Consider the following 20,619-nt stretch of genomic DNA (forward strand, 5'->3'; position numbering starts at 1 on the left):
CTTCCCCCGGGCGTCCGGCGTGCTCACTGTAAGTATCGCCCAGGTGGCGGCCAGTGATCGGCGAAGTTGGGGCATTGGCCTCAGCGCATCGCGGCGATGAGCTCCTCCACGTCGACGGAGGCCACCGAGCACGCCCGGTCCGAGTACGCGTACGGCAGCACCAGCCGGCCCCCGTGGACCAGCCCGCCGCAGGAGTACAGCACGTTCGGCACGTACCCCTCCCGCTCGTCCTCGTCGGGCTCCAGCAGCGGCCGCTCGAGCCGCCCGAGCACCACGCCCGGGTCGTCGCGGTCCAGCAGCATGGCGCTCATCACGTACCGGCGCAGCATGCCGACGCCGTGCGTCACGACCAGCCAGCCGGCGGGCGTCTCGACCGGTGAGCCGCAGTTGCCCATCTGGACCAGCTCCCAGTCGTGCACCGGGTCGGCCAGCGGCCGCGGGTCGTCCCAGTGCACGAGGTCCGGCGAGGTCATCACGAACAGCCGCTGCCCGTCCTGGCGGCCCAGCGCCCACCAGCGCCCGCCGACCTGCCGGGGGAACAGCGCGATGCCCTTGTCCGACACGCCGGGACCGGTCATCGGCCGCACGGTGAAGGTGGTGAAGTCGTCGGTGCGGATCAGCTTGATGGTGATGTCCCGGCCGTTGTACGCGGTGTACGTCGCCGCCCAGCTGGTGGACCCGTCGGGCAGCCGCAGCGGCACGAACCGCGCGTCCTCCAGCCCGAGCGTCTCGTCGGGCGCCGCCGCGTACAGGACCCGCTCGTCCAGCGGCGTCGCCGGGTCGAAGCGCACCGTGTACCCGTCCGGCCCGGGGGTGACGTGGCCGGGGGTGGCCCACCGTCCCGCCGGGTCCAGCCGCAGCCGGCCGGCGGCGTCGACGGTGCCGGTGCGGAACTCCACCGTGGAGCGGTGCCCCTCGCCGATCGCCCGGAGGCTGACCACGACGCGCAGCTCACCCGGGCCGGCGCCGCGCTGGTCCGGCGCGGGCACGATCGACGGGTTGCACAGCGCGGCGGCCTCCACGGCGTACTCCATCGTGGTGTACGCGGCCGCGAGCAGGCGCCGGTCCTCGCCGATGCCGGACGGGTCGAGGTGCAGCAGGTCGACGAGCTCGGCCCAGCGGCGGCGCAGCTGGGCGGTGAGGTCCCGGTGCCGCCAGCCGAAGCGGCCGGTCATGTCGCGCAACGCCTCGGCGGCCTGCGCGTCGGTGCGGCGCAGCACCCGCTCGACCCGCTCCGCCAGCACCGCGGGCGCGAACTGCAGCGGCAGCGCCACGACCCGCGCCGGGTCCGGCTGCAGCCGCAGCTCCTGCCGCGCCACCGCGACGCCGGTCCCGCCGCGCGCGGAGGTCTCCAGCAAGGTCCCGCCGCGCGCTGGGGTCTCCAGCACGGTCCCGCTGCGCGCGGACGTCTCCAGCATGCTGAGCACCGGTGCCTCCTGTCCCGGCCCCGCGGCGGGCCCGTTTCCATCCGTGGACCGGACGCCGCGGTGCGGCCGCGGTACGCCCGATGGAAACGATCCCGGGCCCGCGACAGGATGCGGGTCCCGCGGGGTTGCCGGCCGGTGGTCAGGCCGCGACGGCGGCGAGCAGCAGCAGGCACGCGCCGATCTCGATCATGCCGACGTGCTTCGGCGCGAGGCGGAACCTCGGCACGAGCACGGCCCGGGCCAGCAGGAGCGCGAACACGACCGCCGGCAGGGCGCCCAGGAGGGTGGCGGCCACGGCGGCGCCCGCGTGGTAGGCGACCGACGCCCGCAGGTACGCGGGGTTGCCGCGCTCCCGGATCATCGTCTTGACGTACAGGACGGTGCCGGTGAAATACAGCAGGACCGCGGCGAACACGGGCGCCACCGCGCCGGGCGGGGTGCCGGCGACGGTGGCGGCGACGAAGACCATGACGCAGCTCTGCACGACCGAGGCGACGTCGTTGAGCAGCGCCCGCTCCCGGCGCCGCCGGGCGTACAGGACGTTGCCGGCCAACAGCAGCGCGTACACCGGGGCGTACGCGAGCACCTGCGGCCGCACGGCGACCACCAGCCCGGTCAGGGCCGCGGCGGCCGGCGCGTACAGCAGCAGCTGCGCCCGGAACCGGGCCGGGCGGCGCGTCTTGACCGCCTGCAGCACGTAGTACGAGCACAGGTAGCCGGCGAGCCACGCGCCGAGCAGCGGCAGGTGCACCCACCGGAAGCCGGCGGTGAGCACGCCGGCGAGCCAGGGCACGGCCAGCATGGCCCAGGCGCCGTGCTGCGGCGGGACGAACTGCCGGGCGCCGGGCCGGCGGGCGGGGCGCCGCGTGATCGTGCTCGTCATCGGGTCACCGGCGACCGGCGGAGCGCAGGTAGGTCACCAGTCCCGGCACCGCCGCCACCGCGGCGCAGCCGAGCGTGCCGGTCAGCGTGAGCGCCTCGGTGCCCAGCAGCGTGTGCAGCGGCGCCAGCCAGACCGCGGCGAGCTGCAGGACCAGCGACAGCCCGACCGCCGCGTCGAGGCCCCAGTTGCGCCGGCCGGTGCCGCGGGCCCGCAGCGCCAGCGCCACCCCGAGCTGGGCCAGCCCCAGCACCAGGAACAGCACGCTCTGCCAGGGGCCGCCCGCGTGCCTGGTCCACAGCGCGGCGGCCAGGGCGGTCACGGTGATCAGGGCGCCGGTGACGGCGATCGGTGCCGCCAGGCGGGCGAGGATGGCCTGGTCGGGTCGGCGGGGCGGGCGCCGCATCAGCCCGGGTGCGGCCGGCTCGCCGCCGAGCGCCACACCCGGCAGGCCGTGGGTGATCATGTTGATCCACAGGATCTGCGCCGGCAGCAGCGGCACCGCCAGACCCAGCCACGGGCCGGCGAGCATGATGAGCACCTCGGCGGCGCCGCCGGACAGCGCGTAGACGAGGAACCGGCGGATGTTGGCGTAGATGCGCCGGCCCTCGCGGACGGCGGTGGCGACCGTGGCGAGGTTGTCGTCGGCGAGGACGAGGTCCGCGGCCTGGCGGGCCGCCTCGGTGCCGCCGCGGCCCATCGCCACACCGATGTCGGCGCGGCGCAGCGCGGGCGCGTCGTTCACGCCGTCACCGGTCATGGCCACCACGGCGCCGCCGCGCTGCAGGGCCTTGATGATGGCGAGCTTGCGTTCGGGGCTGGTGCGGGCGTACACGACGGCCGGCGCGCCGGGGTCGACCCGGTCGTCGCCGAGCGCGACCCTCGCGCCCGGGGCCGCGATGCCGACCCGCTCGGCGATCGCGGCGGCCGTCGCCGGGTGGTCGCCGGTGATGAGGACCGGCTGGATGCCGGCGTCGTGGAACGCCCGGACCGTGTCCGGTGCCGCGTCCCGTACCGGGTCGACGAGGGCGACCAGGCCGAGCAGCCGCAGCCCCCGTTCGACGTCGTCCGCGCCGGCTCCGGCACCGCCGTCGCGGTGCGCGGTGGCGACGGCGAGCACCCGGTACCCGTCACCGGCGAGCCCGGCGGCGGTGCGGGTGGCCCACGCGCGGGTCCCGTCGTCGGCGTCGACCGGGCCGCCCGGGGCGAGCAGCCCGTCGGGCGCGCCCTTGCACACGATCAGGTGGCCGCCGTCCGGGTCGGCGTGCACCGTGGTCATGCGGCGGCGGTCGGCGTCGAACGGCACCTCGTCCACCCGCGGGTAGCGCTCCCGCACCGCCGTGCCGATGCCGCACCGGCCGGCGGCGGCCAGCAGCGCGGCCTCCATCGGGTCGCCGACGGGTGCCCACGCCGTGCGCTCCCCGCCGGGAGCGGCCAGGTCGGCGTCGGTGCACAGCACGACGGCCCGGGCGAGCTCCAGCGCGGCGTCGCCGGGGGCGGGCGTCGCGCTGCCGGCCGGGTCGTACCCGGTCCCGTGCAGGGCGACCTCGGCGCGGTCCGGCAGCAGGAACCGCTCGACGCTCATCAGCCCTTCGGTGAGGGTGCCGGTCTTGTCGGTGGCCAGGACCGTCACCGAGCCGAGGGTCTCCACGGCCGGCAGCCGGCGCACGATCGCCGAGCGCTGCGCCATCCGGCGGGCGCCCAGCGCCAGCGCGAGGGTCACGACCGCGGGCAGCGACTCGGGCACCGCCGCGACGGTCAGGCTCACCGCCGCGAGCAGCATCTCGGCGACCGGCTGGCCGCGCAGCACCCCGACCAGGAACACCACCGCCGACAGCGCCACCGCGGCCGCGGCGAGCACCTTGCCGAGCCCGGCGAGCCGCCGCTGCAGCGGCGTCGCCCGCCGGGGCTGCCCGGCGACCAGCGCGGCGATGCGGCCCAGCGCGCTGTGCGGGCCGGTGCGCAGCACGATCCCGGTGGCGCGGCCGGTGGCGGTCACGGTGCCGGCGGACAGCTCCCCGCCGACGTCCTTGGCCACCGTCATCGACTCGCCGGTGAGCGCCGACTCGTCCGCCGTCAACCGGACCGCCTCGACGATCCGCAGGTCGGCGGGGACGATGTCGCCGGCCTCGACGCGTACCAGGTCGTCGGGGACGAGGTCGCCGGCCGGGACCGACACGTCGGTGCCGTCGCGGCGCACCCGGGCCGACGGCGCGGCCATGCGGCGCAGCGCCGCCACCGCCCGGTCCGCGCGCAGCTCCTGCACCACGCCGACGGTGGTGTTGAGCACGATCACCAGCAGGATGACGACGAGGTCGCTGATGTCCCGCAGCAGCGCGGTGACCACCATCGCGGCGAGCAGCACGACGATCAGCGGGTCCCGCAGCTGCGCGCCGACGCGCGCCGGGACCGACGGCGGCCGGGCCGCGGGCAGCTCGTTGCGCCCGTGCCGTTCGCGCAACGCGGCGGCCTGCGCGGTGGTGAGCCCGTCCCGGTGCGTCGTCAGCGTGGGCGTCATGTCTCGACCGTCGCACCGCCGGTCCCGCCCCGGCCAGGGGCGAAGGTCCCGTGCGGCCCGGGACCGGTGCGGGGTGCGGGCCCCGCACCGGTCACCGGGTCACGCGGACTTCGGCGCGTGGGCGATCAGCACCGGGCATTCCGCGTAGTGCATCAGCTGCTGGCCGACGGAGCCGAGCAGCAGCCCGGTGAAGCCGCCGTGGCCGCGGCTGCCGACCACGACGAGCTGCGCCGTGTGCGACATGCCGATCAGCACCTTCGCGGCCCGGCCGGCGGTGACCACGGCCGCCAGCTTCACGCCCGGGTACCGGTCCCGCCAGCCGTCCAGCGACGACTCGAGCGCGGCGCGCTCGGCGGCCTCGGCGGCGTCGCGCGGCACGACGGTCGCCGGTGGCGGCACGTAGGCGCGGACGGCGACGACCTCGGTGCCGCGTGCGGCGGCGGCCTCGAACGCCAGCCGCAGCGCCGTCTCCGCCGACGGCGAGCCGTCGACACCGACGACGACCGGGCCGGCGGCGGCGTCGCAGTGCCCGCGCACGACGGCGACCGGGGTCCGCGCGTGCGTCGCGACCTGCTGGCTCACCGAGCCCAGCAGCAGGTTGCTCACGCCGCCGGCGCCGCGGCAGCCGACGACCAGCAGGGACGCGGCGCTGTCGCCGAGGTCGAGCAGGGTGGTGGCGCCGGGCGCCTGCACGGCGGTGCCGAAGACGTCGATGCCGTCGTGACGGTCGCGGACCCGGCTGACGGCCTCGGCGACGAGCTGCTCGCCGGTGCGTTCGGCCGCCTCGATGAGCTCGGCCGTGACGTCGTAGTAGATGCCCGGCCACGCGACGTGGTAGCCGTGCACGATCTGCAGCTGCGCGCCGGTCCGGGCGGCCTCGTCGGCGGCCCAGTCGACCGCCGTGCGGGCCTCGTCGGAGCCGTCGTAGCCGACGACGATCCGCTGGGCGTTCATGGTGTCCTCCTTCGGCGGCCCCGCGCGTCCGGCGCGGGGCGGCGTGCTTCAGCGTCCCCGCGCGTCCGGTGCGGGGGCGGCGTTCGTCGGGTCAGGTGGCGGGTCCCCGGCGCGCAGGGCCGCCGCGATGTGCCGCGCCCAGCCGCGGACCTCGCCGGGGTCGGGTTCGAGGGCGTGCGGCGCCCACGGCCGCCCCGGCGGGTGCGCGGCCAGGAACGGGCGGTGGTCCAGCGCCTCGACGGCGTCCTCGACGGCGCCGATGTCGATGCGCTGCTGCGGGGTGACCGCGTCACCGGCCGGGCTGTTGGAGAACAGCCAGACCGGCACGCGGCGCAACCGCTGCCGCTGCGCCATCGCGAACCGCACCGTGCGCCGCGGCCAGTGCCCGCCCCGGGCCGGCCCGCCGAGCACGACCGCGTCGAAGCCGCCGATGCCGCCCTCGCCGGTGCGTTCGGCGGGGACCTCGCGCACGACGCTGTCCAGCCCGTGCCGGTGCAGCGTGTCGCCGATCAGCCGGGCCGTGTCGGCGGACGCGCCGTCGTCGTCGGTGTACGCGACCAGGACGCGCATGTCGTCACCCTCCAGGGGTCAGCGGGTGTGCAGTGGTCAACGGGTGTCGGAGCCGGTCGCCGCGACGGCGCTGCGGCCCGCCTCCAGCCGGGCGACCGGCACCCGGAACGGCGAGCAGGACACGTAGTCCAGCCCGGCCTCGTGGAAGAAGTGGATGGACGCGGGGTCGCCGCCGTGCTCGCCGCAGACGCCGATGTGCAGGTCCGGCCGGGTCCGCCGGCCCTCCTCCACGGCGATGCGCACCAGCCGGCCCACCCCGTCGCGGTCGATGGACTCGAACGGCGACACCCCGAAGATGCCGAGCTCCAGGTAGCGGGCGAAGAACGCCCCCTCGACGTCGTCGCGGGAGAAGCCCCAGCCCATCTGGGTGAGGTCGTTGGTACCGAACGAGAAGAAGTCCGCGGCGCGGGCGATCTCCCCGGCGGTCAGGGCGGCCCGCGGCACCTCGATCATCGTGCCGATCCGCGCCCGTACGCCGAGCGGGCCGAGCAGCCGCAGCGCCTCCTCGCGGACCGCCTCCAGCTCCTGCACGGCACCGACGAGCGGCACCATGATCTCGGGGTGCACGGCGACGCCCCGCGCGCGGCAGGCGAGGGTGGCCTCGGCGACGGCACGGATCTGCATCGCGAACAGGCCGGGCACCACCAGGCCGAGCCGGACCCCGCGCAGGCCGAGCATCGGGTTCTCCTCGTGCATCCGCTGCACCGCGTCCAGCAGCGCCCGGTCGTGGCCGTCCGGCTCGCCGCGCGACTCGGCCAGGGCGACCTTCACCGACAGCTCGTCCAGCGGCGGCAGGAACTCGTGCAGCGGCGGGTCGATCAGCCGGATCGTCACCGGCAGCCCGTGCATCGCCTGGAACAGCCGCTCGAAGTCCGCGCGCTGCAGCGGCAGCAGCTCGGCCAGGGCCGCGTCGCGGTTCTCGTCGGTACGGGCGAGGATCAGCCGTTCGACGAGCGGCCGCCGCTCGCCGAGGAACATGTGCTCGGTGCGGCACAGCCCGATGCCCTGCGCGCCGAAGCGGCGGGCGCGGGCGGCGTCGTCGAACGTGTCGGCGTTGGCGCGCACGGCCAGCCGCCGCACCTTGTCCGCGTGGCCGAGGATCCGGTCGACGGCGGCGACGAGCGGGTCGGCGCCGGGGGAGAGGGTGCCCTCGAAGTAGCGCACCACCGGCGACGGCTGCACCGGCACGGCACCGAGGTACACCCGGCCGGTGGTGCCGTCGATGGACACCACGTCGCCCTCCGAGACGACCCGGCCGGCCACCGTGAACCGGCGTGCGTCGACGTTGACGTCGAGGTCCTCGGCGCCGCACACGCACGTCTTGCCCATGCCGCGGGCGACCACGGCGGCGTGCGAGGTCTTGCCGCCGCGGCTGGTCAGGATGCCCTGCGCGGCGATCCCGAGCTGCGCGCCCGTCACCCGGGTCAGCGCCTCGTCCATGTCGATGACGCCGTCGTCGACGAGCTGCGCGGCGATGACGAACGCGGCCGCCGCGGTCCGCTTGCCGACCCGGGTCTGCAGCATCCACAGCTTGCCGCGCTCGATGGTGAACTCGATGTCGCACAGGTCGACTGGAAGACCGCCCGGATCGACCGGTCGAGCTGCTCGCGCGGGTCCTGCGGGAAGTCGCGGCCCGTGTGCGCACGGAAGATGTCCTTGTACGTGCCGACGAGCGCCCGCAGGTCGGCGGCGTCCAGGCCGAGGTCGTCGGTGGTGCCCTTGGCCGCCTTGGCCGCGTCGAGCGCCGCGTCGAAGCGGTCGCCGGGCACGTCGCAGACGGTCCTGCCGTACATCTGGATCAACCGCCGGTAGGAGTCCCACGCGAAGCGGGCGTCGCCGCCGGTCTGCCCGGCGAGGCCGGCGACGGTCGCGTCGGTCAGGCCGACGTTGAGGATCGTCTCCATCATGCCCGGCATCGAGAACTTCGCCCCGGAACGCACCGACACCAGCAGCGGGTCGGCGGTGTCCCCGAGCCGCCGCCCCGCCTGCCGCTCCAGGCGCTCCAGGTGCAGGCCGATCTCGTCGGCGAGTCCGAACGGCTCGTCGCCGGTGCGCAGGTACGCCCGGCAGGCGTCGGTCGTGACGGTGAACCCGGGCGGCACCGGCAGCCCCAGCCTGACCATCTCCGCCAGGTTGCCGCCCTTGCCCCCGAGCAGGTCCTTGAGCTCCATGCCACCTTCGGCGAAGTCATACACGTACTTGGTCACGACCGGCCTCCTTCAGCGCGGTGGGGGCCGCCGGCGCCGGCCGGCACTGGCGGGTGGTGATGGTGCCCCGTACGCAGCCCAGGTCGTCTACGACGAACGCGACGTCCGCGCCGGCGTCGGTGAGGACCCGGGACGCCCGCGCCACCGGCCAGGTGTCGGCGACGGCGGTGGCGGGTGTCATGAGGTCGCCGGCGACCGCCTCGCGCCGCCCGGCCCGCCGGCGGCGGTGCCGTGGCGTGCCCGCGACGCGGGGGCCGGCGGCGTGGCCGAACAGGTCCGGGTGGTCGGCCGGGTCGATGACGCCGAGGAGCCGGCCGAAGCCGTCCACCACCCCGACCTCGGCGGCCGCGCCGCCTTCGACGAGGTCGACCACCTGCCGCAGGTGGGCGTGTTCCTCGACGGTCACCGCGCCCGCGCTCATCCGGGTCGCCACGGTCAGCGTCACCGTGCACCTCCAAGGGTCCGACTCGAAAGCTATGCACGGTCCACGGCCGCGGACAGGGCCGATGGACCCGGGTTGCCGGGCCGGTCGAACGTCACCCCCGGACGTGCCGTTGGGCCCTGCTGCGCGGCTGCGGCCCGGCCGTACGGTCGGCCCGAGACACCGCGACGAGCTGCGGGAACGCCAGAAGGAGGCAGGCCATGGGCCGCTGGAACGTCGCCGACGTGATGACGATCGGCGCGATATCGGTGCAGGAGGACACGCCGTTCAAGGAGATCGTCGACCTTCTGGAAGCGCACGAGATCAACGCCGTCCCGGTCGTGGACAGGTTCGACCGCGTCGTCGGCGTCGTGTCGTCGGCGGACCTGGTGCCGAAGATCGAGTTCGCCGGCGACGACGACCACCTGCGGCTGTTCGAGAACCGGCACACCCGGCAGGCCCGCGGCAAGGCCCACGCGACCGCCGCCGGCGAGCTGATGAACGCCCCCGCCGTCACCGTCATGAGCACCACGTCCGTGGTCGCCGCGGCCAGGATCATGGAGACCGAGGAGCTCAAGCGGCTGCCGGTCGTCGACGACATGGGCCGCCTCATCGGCATGGTCACCCGCCGTGACCTGCTCAAGGTGTTCCTGCGCACCGACGACGAGATCCGCCGCGAGATCCTCACCGACGCCCTGGACGGGCTGGTCGGCGCCGAACGCGCCCAGCTGCGCGTCGAGGTCGACGACGGTGTCGTCACCCTCCTCGGCGAGGTGGACCGGGCGTCGCTCGTCGCGCCGCTCATCCGCCAGATCGAACGCGTCGACGGCGTCGTCGACGTCGTCAGCCACCTCTCACCGGTGGTGGACGACACCGGCGACCAGACGAAGGGCTACCGCGCCCCGGTGATGTTCTGACCAGCGGCCCGGCAAGGGGTGGACGGCGTTGACCGTCCACCCCTTGTGGTCTAGTATCCTAGGAAGCATTACACGAAGTGCCGTGCCTCACCCCAGGAACACGGCAGGTCAGACGGTCTCGGGACGGAGGTTCCGCAGGTAGGGGTCGGGTTCGGCACCGACTGTGCACAGCCGCAGCCGTACGCCGCCAACCGTGCACCCGGCCGCGGCGCCGTCCTCCCCGGCCTGGATCGGGTCCAGGTCGAGTTCCGCGATCTCCGGCACGTCCTCGGCCAGCCGGCCCAGGCGCAGCAGGAGGTCCTCCAGCGCGGCGGTGGCGGCGGGTGCGGCGCCGGGGAGCAGCTGCCGGCACATGCCCGCCGCGTCCCGGTCGGTGAGCGGCAACAGCCGCACGACCCGGTCGCCGCGCCACCCGCCGGGTCCGCCGAGAGCGCCGAGAGCGCCGGGCCCGCCGAGAGCGCCGAGAGCGCCGGGGTCGCGGAGTCCGCCGGGGTCGCCGAGAGCGCCGAGTCCGCCGAGTCCGCCGGGGTCGCCGACAGCGCCGAGCCCGTCGAGGTCGCCGACAGCGCCGAGCCCGCCGGGGTCGCCGGGGCCGCCGGGGTCGGCGTCGGCAGGGACGCGGGGGCCGGCAGGGACGCGGGGGCCGGCAGGGGAGAGCGTCACGAGTGAACCGAACAGCGGGTCGTGGGTGATTCCCGCGGCCAGCTCCACCCCTGCGGTGCGGAGCGCGGCCCGGGTCGGGATGCCGTACGCGGCGAGCAGCTCGCGGGCGACCCCGGGCGGTTGCCACCCGCCGCCGGCGCGGACCGCCGTGTCCACGAGTGTGCGGGCCGCGGTGGTCCGCAGGCCGTCGAGCGGTGGGCGCCTGCCGAGCGGTTCGCGGCGCCAGGCGGCGTAGCGGGCGGCCCGGCCGAGGGCGCGGACCGCGGGTTCGGGCAGGTCGTACACGGGGACGTGGCGCCGGCCGAGGGTCGCCGGTGGGTCGGTGACCCCGACCACGACGACCGCGACGGGCAGGTGCGCGGCGTCGTCGACGGCGGCGGCGAGGGCGCGCAGGGTGGCGGTGCCGTCGTCGGTGCGGGTCGCGGCGTACGCGACGAGGAGCAGGTCCGCCTCGCCCGCGGCGGCCACGGCCCGGACCGTGGCGGCGATGGCGCCGGCGGTCGCGCCGGTGCCGAGGTCGACGGGGTTGCCGAGGTCGGCGAGGGTGGTGGCCCCGGCGGTGGCGCCGGGCGCCAGGTGGGGCGGCCGGTCGGTGGTCGCGGCGGTGCGCGGCGGCACGGTCAGGCCGGCGGCGTCGGCCGCGCCGGCGGCCAGGGCGTTGAGCCCGCGGGCGTTGCCGACGACGGCGAGCCGGTCACCGGCCGGCAGCGGCTGGTCCACGAGGACCCTGGCGGTGTCGAGCAGGTCGCCAAGGGTGTCGGTACGGATGACACCGGCCTGTTCGAACAGCGCCTCGACGGCGACGTCGGCGGCGGACGTGCCGGCGCGCCGGGCGCCGCGCACGGCGAGGACCGGTTTGCGCCGGGCGAGGGCGCGGGCGGTCCAGGCGAAGCGGCGCGGGTTGCCGAACGACTCCAGGTACAGCGCGACCGCCCGGGTCGCGGGGTCGTCGTGCCAGTACGCGAGGAGGTCGTTGCCGCTGACGTCGGCCTTGTCGCCGAGCGACACGAACGTGGACACCCCGATGCCGTGCCGGGCGGCGGCCTCGAGGATCGCCACGCCGATCGCGCCGGACTGGGACGCGACGGCGAGCCCGCCGGGCGGCGGGAGGGTGCGGGCGGTGGTCGCGGTGAGGCGGACCGCCGGGTCGGTGTTGAGCACGCCGAGGCTGTCGGGGCCGACGAGCCGCATGCCGTGCCGCCGCGCCTGCCGGACCAGGTCGGCCTGGGCGGTGCCGTCCAGGCCGGCGGTGAGGATGAGGGCGGCGCGGACCCCGGCGGCGCAGCAGTCGCGCAGCACCTGCCGGGCGGCGGCCGGCGGCACGGCGACGACGGCGAGGTCGAGCGGTTCGCCGACGAGGGCGACCGACGGCAGGGCGGGCAGGCCGCGCACGTCGCGGGCGCGGGGGTTGACCGCGAACAGCTCGCCGTCGTAGCCGCCGGCCTGCAGCGCGGCGAGGATCTCGTGGCCGAGGCCGCCGGGTCGCCGGCCCGCGCCGATGACGGCGACGGACGCCGGGGCGAGCAGCGGCCGCAGCGAGCGGTGCGCGGCGGTGCGGTCCCGTTCGCCGACCGCGGCGAGGGCGGCCTCGTCCGGCAGGGTCGGGATGCGGACCCGCACGACGCCGGGATCCCCGGCGCCGCGTGGCACGCCGGGGGCGAGGTCGCCGCTGACGCGCAGCATCGCCCGGTTGCCGGCCAGCACGTCGCCGACGAGCTCGGTGAGGCCCTGGCGGCGGGCGGCGGCGGCCAGGTGCTCCAGCAGCAGCGTGCCGAGGCCCTCGCCGTGGTGGTCGTCGTGCACGATGACGGCGAAGTCGGCCCGGTCGGCGTCGAGCCGCTCGTACGACCCGGCGGCCAGCACGGTGCCGGCCCGCTCGACGAGCAGCGCGAGGTGCTGGTCGTCGGCGGGTCTGGTCAGCCGCAGGACCTCCGCGTCGAGGGCGGCGCCCGCGCTGAAGAACCGCAGGTACCGGTTCTGCACCGACATGCCCTCGTGCAGCGCGAGCAGCGCCGGCACGTCGGCGGCGGTGACCGGCCGGACCCGCACGACGCTGCCGTCGGCGGTCAGGCAGTCGGCCGGTGCCGCCGTGGTGCTCATCCGGCGTCCGTGGCCGGGTCCCGTTCGGACTCGTCCGGTGCCGGCTCGGACACCACGAAGGACACCGGCGGGACGGCGGCCGCGGGCGGCACCGCGGACACGGTGAGCGTGCCCGGCGCGCTGATGGTGTCCACGACGCCGTACACGCCGTCCAGGCCGCTGGCGATCCTGATGGCCGCCATGACGTCACGCTGCGGCGCGCTGCCCGCGAGGGTCACCACGCCGTCCTGGACGGTCCCGGTGACGCCTTCGTCGCCGCGGCGCAGGCCGTTGACGAGCAGCTCGTCGAGCAGCTCGCGTTCGATCGCCTCGTCGGAGCGCAGGGCGCCGCGCAGCAGGTCGCGCACGGTCACGATGCCGACGAGGATCCCGGTGTCGTCGTCGAGGACCGGCAGCCGCTTCACCCCGTGCCGTTGCATGAGGCCGGCGGCGGTGCTCACCGGTGCCCCGGCGGTCACGGTCACCGGCGGGGCGGTCATGAGCGCGCCGGCGGTGTCGGCATGGGTGCCGTGCCGGGTGGCGGTGCCGGTGCGCGTGCCGTGCCGGGCGACGGTGCCGGTGTCCGGTTCGCGTCCGGCGGCGGTGCCGGTGTCCGCCGGGCCGAGGGCCGCCGCGCCGGCCGGTTGCAGGCTGGGCAGCAGGTCGGCCTCGGAGATCATGCCGATCACCCGGTCGTCGTCGCGCACGACAGGGACGCCGCTCACCCCGAACTCGGTGATGACGTCGACGACGTGCCGGCTGGTGCAGTCGGCGGTCACCACGACCACCGACGGGTTCATGACGTCGCGGACCCGCAGGTCGTGCGCCGGTCGTAGGTCGTTCATCGGTCCACCCCCTTCGGCGCTCACACTGCCCCGCCCTTGCCGTCGGTACACGGGGCGAAGGTCACCTGAGTCCGGGACCGTCGTCCTGCCGTGGCGGCTCGGGGCCGGTGACGGGGCGCGGGTCGGCGTCCCGGGCGGCGAGCGACGTCATGATCCGCCGGTACTCGGCGGCGTCGAGCCGCCCGGCAACGAGCCGCCGGGCGGCGTCGGCCTCGGCGGCCTCGAGGGGGTCGTCCGCCCCGACCGGCTCGGCGGGTGCCACCGGGCCGGCGGGTGCCATCCGGATGCCGTCCCCGGCGGCACCGGCCCGGGTGGCACCGGCCCGGGTGGCGCCCCGGCCGGTGCCGGGTCCGGCTCCGGGCCCGCCGGTGCCGGCCCGGTAGACGACCAGCACGGCGATGCCGGCAGCGCCGTACACCAGCAGGACGACGGCGGTCACGATCAGCGTGTGCATCATGCGGTCCAGCTCCCGTCGGGCTACGCGACCAGTGCGCTGCCGTACTTCACGACCACCAGCAGCGCCAGCGCCAGCAGCCAGATGGTGACCGCGATGGCGTCGAGGTCGGCGTCGAGGGCGGCCCGCAGCGCGGGTGCGGCGCGGCGGGGCAGCGGCAGGTGGCCGTCGCGGATGTTGACGTGGGTCAGGGTGGAGAACACCAGCGTGGTCGACACGGTGACCAGCAGGCACCATGGGCACAGGGCGCCGATGACGAACGACGACTGGTAGAACAGCCAGTAGGCGAAGACGACGCCGAGGGTGTAGACGGTCTGCGCGGCGAGCATGAACCAGCGGGGGAACCGGACCCCGCCGAGGCTGGCGACCGCGACCGTGATGACGACCGGCTCGGCGACCAGGCCGAAGAACGCGTTCGGGAACCCGAACAGGTGCGCCTGCCAGGAGCTGCCGACGGTGCCGCAGGACAGCACGGCGTTGATGTTGCAGGTGAGGTCGGCGGCCGGGTCGGCGGCGAGGCGGACCGCGTCGACGGACAGCACGAACGACGCGATGAGGCTCAGCACCGCCGACAGCAGCATCGTGCCGTAGATCCAGCCGGCGCGGTGCCGCAGCCGCCGCACCCGCGTCAGGGTCGACGTCATGCCTGCCCCTTGGCGGCGGTGATGGCGGCGGTCAGCGGGCCGGCGGTGTACAGGTCACCCTCGAACACCTTGCCGTTGATCTTCACGGTGGGGGTGCCGGTGACGCCGTCGCGCTGGAAGGCGGTCTCGGTGGAGGAGGCGACCCAGCGTTCGAACAGGCGCTGGGTGAACGTCGCGGTGACGTCGGCGGGGACGCCGGCGCCGGTCGCGATCGCCGCGATCCGTTCGTCGGTCAGCCCCGGGCCGCCCTCGGCCGGCTGCTGCGCGAACAGCGCGGCGTTGAACGCGAGCACCGCCGCCGGGGCCCGGTCCGCCACGGTGGCGATGGCGTTCGCGGTGCGCGTGGAGTACCGCGTCCCCTGCGACGCCTTGTCCAGGAACGCCAGGGGGTGCAGCTCCAGCCGGACGGTGCCGTCGGCGACGAGCCGCTCCAGCTCGGTGCTGTTGGCCCGCTCGAACCGGCCGCAGTACGGGCACAGGTAGTCGAGGTAGACCGTCACCGTGACCGGCCCGGTGCCGGTCACGATCGCGCCGGTGGCGGTGGCCCCGGCCGGTGCCGCGGTCGAGGACGGCGCGGGCGCGGCGGTGTCGTCGCCGCCGGCGGCGTCGAACAGCACCCACCCGATCGCGGCGAGCAGCACGAGGATGACGGCCCCGCCGGTCGCCGCCAGGTAGCGGTGCCGGCGCTGGGTGCGCCGCAGCGCCTCGGCCCGGGCCTGCTGGGCCCGGGCGTGCTGGGTGCGGCGTGACGCGGTGCGTGCCTGTGTGCCCATGGCGGTGGTCCCCCTGTCGGCTGGTGTGCGCCGTGTCAGCCTGCGGGCGGCCCGCGTGCCGGCGGATGAGGCGAACGTCATCGGCCCGGGCCCGGTCGGCCCGGTCCCCGCGGGACCTTCGCCCCGGGCGGCCCCAGACGTGCCCCGACATACCCCGGGCGTCCCCGGGCGGGACCTTCGTCCCGCTGGTCGGTGCGAAGGACTCTGCTGACGCCGGTCGATCCGCGCGAACCTGGGCGTGTCAACGATCAGGGCCGATATCTCACCTCGAAGGGAAGCGAGCACCATGGCCACCCTCGCCCCCAGCACCGCCACCACCACGACCGGCGCGACGGCGGGCACCGCGGGCCGCTACGTCTTCGCCGGCGTGCGCATCGCGCTCGGCTGGGTCTTCCTGTGGGCGTTCCTCGACAAGCTGTTCGGGCTCGGCCACGAGACCACCGAAAAGGCCGCCTGGATCAACGGCGGCAGCCCCACCAAGGGGTTCCTCGGTCGCGCCGTCGCCGGGCCGTTCGAGGGCGTCTACCACGACCTCGCCGGCGCCGGCTGGGCCGACTGGCTGTTCATGCTCGGCCTGCTCGGCATCGGCGTCGCGCTCATCCTCGGCATCGGCATGCGGGTCGCGGCGGTCGCCGGCGCGCTGCTGCTGGTGCTGATGTGGACCGCGGTGCTCCCGCCGGCGAACAACCCGTTCATGGACGACCACCTCATCTACGCCGGCACCATCGTCGGGCTCGCCCTCACCCATGCCGGTGACACCCTCGGCCTCGGCCGCTGGTGGGGCGGGACGGCCCTGGTCAGGAAGGCACCGTGGCTGCGGTGAACACCGGACCCGCGTCCCGGGGCGGCAGGACTTCCGGCCCTGCCGCCCCCGGGCGTGCCGCGACAGGCTGGAACCGCAGCAGGAAACTCTCGAGGAGGACAGCGATGACCACCATCAGCGCCCCGGCCGAGCTCGCCGCCTGGCGGGGCTTCCAGGGCGGATCGTGGCGTGACCAGGTCGACGTGGCCGGGTTCGTCCGGGCGAACGTGCGCCCGTACACCGGCGACGAGGGGTTCCTGAGCGGTCCGACGCCGCGGACCACCCACGTGTGGGGATTGTTGACCGCGATGTTCCCGCAGGAACGCGAGCGCGGCATCTACGACGTCGACCCGCACACGCCGGCGTCGATCACCGCGCACGCGCCCGGGTACATCGACCGTGACCGCGAGCTGATCGTCGGCCTGCAGACCGACGCGCCGCTGCGCCGGGCCATCATGCCGTTCGGCGGGCTGCGGATGGTGGAGAACGGGCTGAAGGCCTACGGCTACGAGCTGGACCCGGTCGTGAAGGAGATCTTCACCCGGTACCGCAAGACGCACAACGCGGCGGTGTTCGACGCGTACACGCCGCAGATCCTCGCCGCGCGGAAGGCCGGCGTCATCACCGGCCTGCCCGACGCCTACGGCCGCGGCCGGATCATCGGCGACTACCGGCGGGTGCCGCTGTACGGCGTGGACTTCCTCATCGCCGCGAAGCGGCTGGACAAGGCGTCGCTGGACGACCACGCCGCGACCGCCGACGTGATCCGCGACCGGGAGGAGCTGGCCGAGCAGCTGCGCGCCCTCGACGAGCTCAAGACGATGGCGGCGAGCTACGGCTACGACATCTCCGGGCCGGCCCGCACCGCGCGGGAGGCGGTGCAGTGGCTGTACTTCGCGTACCTCGCCGCGGCGAAGGAGCAGAACGGCGCGGCGATGTCGCTCGGGCGCACCTCCTCGTTCCTGGACGTGTACCTCGAACGTGACCTCGCCGAGGGCACCCTCACCGAGTCCGGCGCGCAGGAGCTCATCGACGACTTCGTGATGAAGCTGCGCATCATCCGGTTCCTGCGCACCCCCGAGTACGACCAGCTGTTCTCCGGGGACCCGACCTGGGTCACCGAGGCGATCGGCGGGATGGGCATCGACGGGCGGACCCTGGTGACCAGGACGTCGCTGCGGTACCTGCAGACGCTGTACAACCTGGGCCCGGCGCCGGAGCCGAACCTGACGGTGCTGTGGTCGCCGGACCTGCCGGAGCCGTTCAAGCGGTTCTGCGCGAAGGTGTCGATGGACACCAGCGCCATCCAGTACGAGAACGACGACCTGCTGCGCCGCTACAGCGACGACGACACCGCGATCGCCTGCTGCGTGTCGGCGATGCGGGTCGGCAAGGACATGCAGTTCTTCGGCGCCCGGGTCAACGTCGCCAAGGCGCTGCTGTACGCCATCAACGGCGGTCGTGACGAGATGAGCGGGGCGCAGGTCGCGCCGGCGACGGCGCCGCTGACCGGGGACGTGCTGCGCTACGAGGACGTCCTCGCCGCGTTCGACGGCACCCTGGACTGGCTGGCCCGCACGTACGTCGACGCGCTGAACATCATCCACTACATGCACGACAAGTACGCCTACGAGCGCATCGAGATGGCGCTGCACGACCACCCGGTCCGCCGGTTCCTCGCCTGCGGCATCGCCGGGCTCTCGGTGGCCGCCGACAGCCTCGCCGCGATCCGCTACGCGAAGGTCACGCCGGTGCGCGACGAGACCGGCCTGGTCGTGGACTACACGATCGAGGGGGAGTACCCGGCGTACGGCAACGGCGACGACCGCGCCGACAGCATCGCCGTGTGGCTGGTCGAGACGTTCATGGCGAAGGTCCGGGCCAACCCGAGCTACCGCGGCGCGATCCACACCCAGTCGGTGCTCACCATCACCTCGAACGTGGTGTATGGCAAGCACACCGGCAACACCCCGGACGGGCGGCGGGCCGGTGAGCCGTTCGCGCCCGGCGCGAACCCGATGAACGGCCGCGACACCCACGGCATGGTCGCCTCGGCGCTGTCGGTGGCGAAGCTGCCGTACGCGTCGGCCCGCGACGGGATCTCCCTCACCAGTACCGTGACCCCCGACGGCCTGGGCCGCGCCGACGCCGAACGGGTCACGAACCTGGTCGGCATCCTCGACGGCTACACCGGCGCCGGCGGTTTCCACCTCAACGTCAACGTCCTGGACCGGGCGACGCTGGTGGACGCGATGGCGCACCCGGAGCGGTACCCGCAGCTGACGGTGCGGGTGTCCGGCTACGCCGTCAACTTCGTCCGGCTCACCCCGGAGCAGCAGCGTGACGTGGTCAACCGCACCTTCCACGGCACGACATGAACCACCTGACCGTCCCACCGGCTGCCCCCCGCGGCGGGACCACCCCACCGGACGCCACCGGTTCCCCCGGCTGGTGGCGTCCGGTTCAGGGGCGCCTGCACTCCTGGGACATCTCCACCGGCGTCGACGGTCCCGGCACCCGGTTCGTGGCGTTCACCGCCGGGTGCCCGTTGCGCTGCCTGTACTGCCAGAACCCTGACACGTGGCACATGCGTGACGGCACGCCGAGCACGGCGGAGCAGGTCGTCAACCAGGTCCGTGGTTTCGTCGCGTTCGTGCGCACCGCCGGCGGCGGTATGACCGTCAGCGGCGGTGAGCCGCTGCTGCAGCCGGCGTTCACCCACGCGCTGTTCACCGGCGCCAAGGAGCTCGGCCTGCACACCGCCCTGGACACGTCCGGCGCGCTCGGCGCCCGGGCCGGCGACGCGCTGCTCGACGTCACCGACCTCGTCCTGCTCGACATCAAGTCGTGGGACCCGGCCCGCTACCACCGGCTCACCGGCGCGGCGATCGAGCCGACACTGGCCTTCGCCCGCCGCCTCGCCGACCGGGGCACGCCGGTGTGGGTCCGGTACGTGCTGGTGCCCGGCCTCACCGACGACCCCCGCGACGTCGAGGGCGTCGCCGGGTTCGCCGCCGCCCTCGGCAACGTCGAACGCGTCGACGTCCTGCCGTTCCACCGGCTCGGCGCCGCCAAGTACGACCGGCTCGGCGTCCCGTTCACCCTGCGCGACACGGCACCGCCGGACGCCGCGCTGCTCACCCGGGTCCGCGACACGTTCACCGCCGCCGGGCTCACCACCTACTGACCTTCGAGGAGGTCGCCATGCGTACGAAGGCCGCCGCGGCACAGTTCCTGGCCAGCCGGCGGATCGCGGTGACCGGGGTCTCCCGCACCGCCCGGGGCCACGGCAGCAACGTGGTCTACCAGCGGCTGCGTGACCGCGGCTACCAGGTGTTCGCGATCAACCCGCGCGCCGCCACGGTCGAGGGCGACCGCTGCTACCCGGACCTCGCCGCGGTCCCCGGCGGCGTCGACGCCGTCGTCATCGGCACCCGCCCGGAAGCCGCCGACGCCACCGTGCGCGAATGCGCCCAGCTCGGCATCCGGCAGGTGTGGATGCACCGTTCGCTCGACGCCGGCAGCGTCTCGCCCACCGCCGTGGAGTACGCCCGCGACCACGGCATGACCGTCATCGACGGCGGCTGCCCGCTCATGTACGACCCCGCCGCCGACCCCGGCCACAAGCTGATGCGGTGCGTGCTGTCGTGCACCGGCCGGATCCCCAGGACCGTGTGAGGTGGCTGCCGTGCGCGTGCTGAGAACGGCCGGCCTGATCACCGCGGCCGCCGGCCTGACCGCCGCGGCGGTGTACCCGCTGCTGCTGCGCCACTGGTGCCTCACCTGGGGCGCCACCGCCGACGAGGAGACCCGCCCGATCCCCGGCGACGCCCTGCTGCCCCACCCGGACATCTGCTCCACCCGCGCGGTCACGATCGCCGCCCCGCCCGCCACCGTCTGGCCGTGGCTGGTCCAGATGGGCAGCGGCCGCGCCGGCGCCTACACCTACGACTGGATCGAGAACCTGCTCGGCCTCGACATGCACAGCGCCGACGAGATCCTGCCCCAGTTCCAGACCCTCCGCACGGGTGACGTGCTGCCCTTGGGCGAGCGGGGGCCGCGGATGCGCGCGGCGGTCGTGGACCCGGCACGCACGCTGACGTTCCAGTCCGAGGACGGCCGCTGGGTGTGGGCGTTCGGCCTGTACCCGTCGGCCGGCGGGACCAGGCTGGTGAGCCGCAACCGGATCGCGACCCCGGACGCGACGGCGCTGCACCGGCTGGCCGACCTGCTGGTGATGGAGCCGGGCAGCCTGATCATGGAGCGCAGGATGCTGCTCGGCATCAAGGAACGCGCCGAGACGCGTGCGCCCGGCCGGCGCTCCGCCGCGGTCTGAGCGCCGGCCGTCTGGCCGCGGGGACGAGCAGCCGAAGAATTGCACGGAATGACCTGATCGGCGCCGCGTTTTGCGGCGGCACCAGGCGCGGGGTGAAACTGGACAATTTGCATAGGTGAGGCCGGTGGG

General features: G+C 75.1%; 17 protein-coding genes and 2 pseudogenes. 6 read left to right on the top strand and 13 right to left on the bottom strand.

The annotated features are described in order from the left end of the window. Positions 1-80: 80 nt before the first annotated feature. From OP18_RS17845 to OP18_RS17875, 8 genes and pseudogenes are all read right to left on the bottom strand, one after another. The gene (locus tag OP18_RS17845) at positions 81-1,418 is read right to left on the bottom strand and encodes a glycoside hydrolase family 130 protein (protein ID WP_245635430.1); all 1,338 of its coding nucleotides are present in this window, start codon (positions 1,416-1,418) and stop codon (positions 81-83) included. Positions 1,419-1,566: 148 nt separating this feature from the next. After that, a complete protein-coding gene (locus tag OP18_RS17850; protein WP_033360064.1) occupies positions 1,567-2,310 on the bottom strand; it encodes a YwiC-like family protein in 744 nt (247 codons plus the stop codon). Between the two features lie 4 nt (positions 2,311-2,314). Next, the gene (locus OP18_RS17855; protein WP_033360065.1) at positions 2,315-4,825 is read right to left on the bottom strand and encodes a cation-translocating P-type ATPase; all 2,511 of its coding nucleotides are present in this window, start codon (positions 4,823-4,825) and stop codon (positions 2,315-2,317) included. 99 nt (positions 4,826-4,924) lie between these two features. Next, positions 4,925-5,779: a universal stress protein gene (locus tag OP18_RS17860; RefSeq protein WP_033360066.1), complete on the bottom strand. Its 855-nt coding sequence runs from the start codon at positions 5,777-5,779 to the stop codon at positions 4,925-4,927. A 48-nt stretch (positions 5,780-5,827) separates the two neighbouring features. Further along, entirely contained in the window at positions 5,828-6,349 is a 522-nt protein-coding gene (locus OP18_RS52660; RefSeq protein WP_052386894.1) for a flavodoxin domain-containing protein, read from the bottom strand. A gap of 36 nt (positions 6,350-6,385) precedes the next feature. Next, a pseudogene (locus OP18_RS51260) lies at positions 6,386-8,247 on the bottom strand (putative PEP-binding protein); the annotation flags it as partial. A gap of 111 nt (positions 8,248-8,358) precedes the next feature. After that, positions 8,359-8,520 (bottom strand): annotated as a pseudogene (locus tag OP18_RS62890) (PEP/pyruvate-binding domain-containing protein); the annotation flags it as partial. Positions 8,521-8,536: 16 nt separating this feature from the next. Next, positions 8,537-9,001, bottom strand: a complete 465-nt coding sequence (locus tag OP18_RS17875; protein ID WP_033360067.1) for a CBS domain-containing protein — start codon at positions 8,999-9,001, stop codon at positions 8,537-8,539. A 197-nt stretch (positions 9,002-9,198) separates the two neighbouring features. Here OP18_RS17875 and OP18_RS17880 point away from each other — a divergent pair, with 197 nt between their 5' ends. Continuing rightward, complete coding sequence (locus OP18_RS17880) at positions 9,199-9,894, top strand: CBS domain-containing protein (RefSeq protein WP_052386895.1); 696 nt, start codon at positions 9,199-9,201, stop codon at positions 9,892-9,894. Between the two features lie 108 nt (positions 9,895-10,002). Here the strand turns inward: OP18_RS17880 and OP18_RS51265 are convergent, their stop codons facing one another. The 5 genes from OP18_RS51265 to OP18_RS17905 all read right to left on the bottom strand — a co-directional run bounded on the left by OP18_RS51265 (position 10,003) and on the right by OP18_RS17905 (position 15,352). After that, on the bottom strand, positions 10,003-12,657 hold the full coding sequence (locus OP18_RS51265; RefSeq protein ID WP_052386896.1) for a GNAT family N-acetyltransferase: 2,655 nt from the start codon (positions 12,655-12,657) through the stop codon (positions 10,003-10,005). Beyond that, a complete protein-coding gene (locus OP18_RS17890) occupies positions 12,654-13,481 on the bottom strand; it encodes a CBS domain-containing protein (RefSeq protein WP_052386897.1) in 828 nt (275 codons plus the stop codon). The genes OP18_RS51265 and OP18_RS17890 overlap by 4 nt, the downstream gene beginning before the upstream one ends. A 61-nt stretch (positions 13,482-13,542) precedes the next feature. Continuing rightward, positions 13,543-13,938 carry a hypothetical protein gene (locus tag OP18_RS17895; RefSeq protein ID WP_033360068.1) on the bottom strand — a complete coding sequence of 132 codons (396 nt, stop codon included), beginning with the start codon at positions 13,936-13,938 and terminating at the stop codon, positions 13,543-13,545. A 20-nt stretch (positions 13,939-13,958) separates the two neighbouring features. After that, the gene (locus OP18_RS17900; RefSeq protein ID WP_033360069.1) at positions 13,959-14,579 is read right to left on the bottom strand and encodes a vitamin K epoxide reductase family protein; all 621 of its coding nucleotides are present in this window, start codon (positions 14,577-14,579) and stop codon (positions 13,959-13,961) included. Beyond that, positions 14,576-15,352, bottom strand: a complete 777-nt coding sequence (locus OP18_RS17905) for a DsbA family protein (protein WP_033360070.1) — start codon at positions 15,350-15,352, stop codon at positions 14,576-14,578. Before OP18_RS17905 ends, OP18_RS17900 begins: the two co-directional genes overlap by 4 nt. 286 nt (positions 15,353-15,638) lie before the next feature. On the opposite strand from OP18_RS17905, the gene OP18_RS17910 reads away from it, so the two are divergent. The 5 genes from OP18_RS17910 (at position 15,639) to OP18_RS17930 (ending at position 20,490) form a co-directional block, all read left to right on the top strand. Then, positions 15,639-16,175, top strand: coding sequence for a DoxX family membrane protein (locus OP18_RS17910; RefSeq protein ID WP_081970853.1), 537 nt, complete (start codon positions 15,639-15,641; stop codon positions 16,173-16,175). A 104-nt stretch (positions 16,176-16,279) separates the two neighbouring features. Continuing rightward, on the top strand, positions 16,280-18,532 hold the full coding sequence (gene pflB / locus OP18_RS17915; RefSeq protein WP_169788959.1) for a formate C-acetyltransferase: 2,253 nt from the start codon (positions 16,280-16,282) through the stop codon (positions 18,530-18,532). Next, on the top strand, positions 18,529-19,341 hold the full coding sequence (pflA, locus tag OP18_RS17920) for a pyruvate formate-lyase-activating protein (protein WP_081970854.1): 813 nt from the start codon (positions 18,529-18,531) through the stop codon (positions 19,339-19,341). Before pflB ends, pflA begins: the two co-directional genes overlap by 4 nt. 17 nt (positions 19,342-19,358) lie before the next feature. Beyond that, the gene (locus tag OP18_RS17925) at positions 19,359-19,832 is read left to right on the top strand and encodes a CoA-binding protein (protein ID WP_033360072.1); all 474 of its coding nucleotides are present in this window, start codon (positions 19,359-19,361) and stop codon (positions 19,830-19,832) included. Positions 19,833-19,842: 10 nt separating this feature from the next. After that, a complete protein-coding gene (locus tag OP18_RS17930; RefSeq protein ID WP_156089595.1) occupies positions 19,843-20,490 on the top strand; it encodes an SRPBCC family protein in 648 nt (215 codons plus the stop codon). Positions 20,491-20,619: the final 129 nt, after the last annotated feature.

Source organism: Dactylosporangium aurantiacum (genome assembly GCF_000716715.1).
Taxonomy (GTDB): Bacteria; Actinomycetota; Actinomycetes; order Mycobacteriales; family Micromonosporaceae; genus Dactylosporangium; species Dactylosporangium aurantiacum.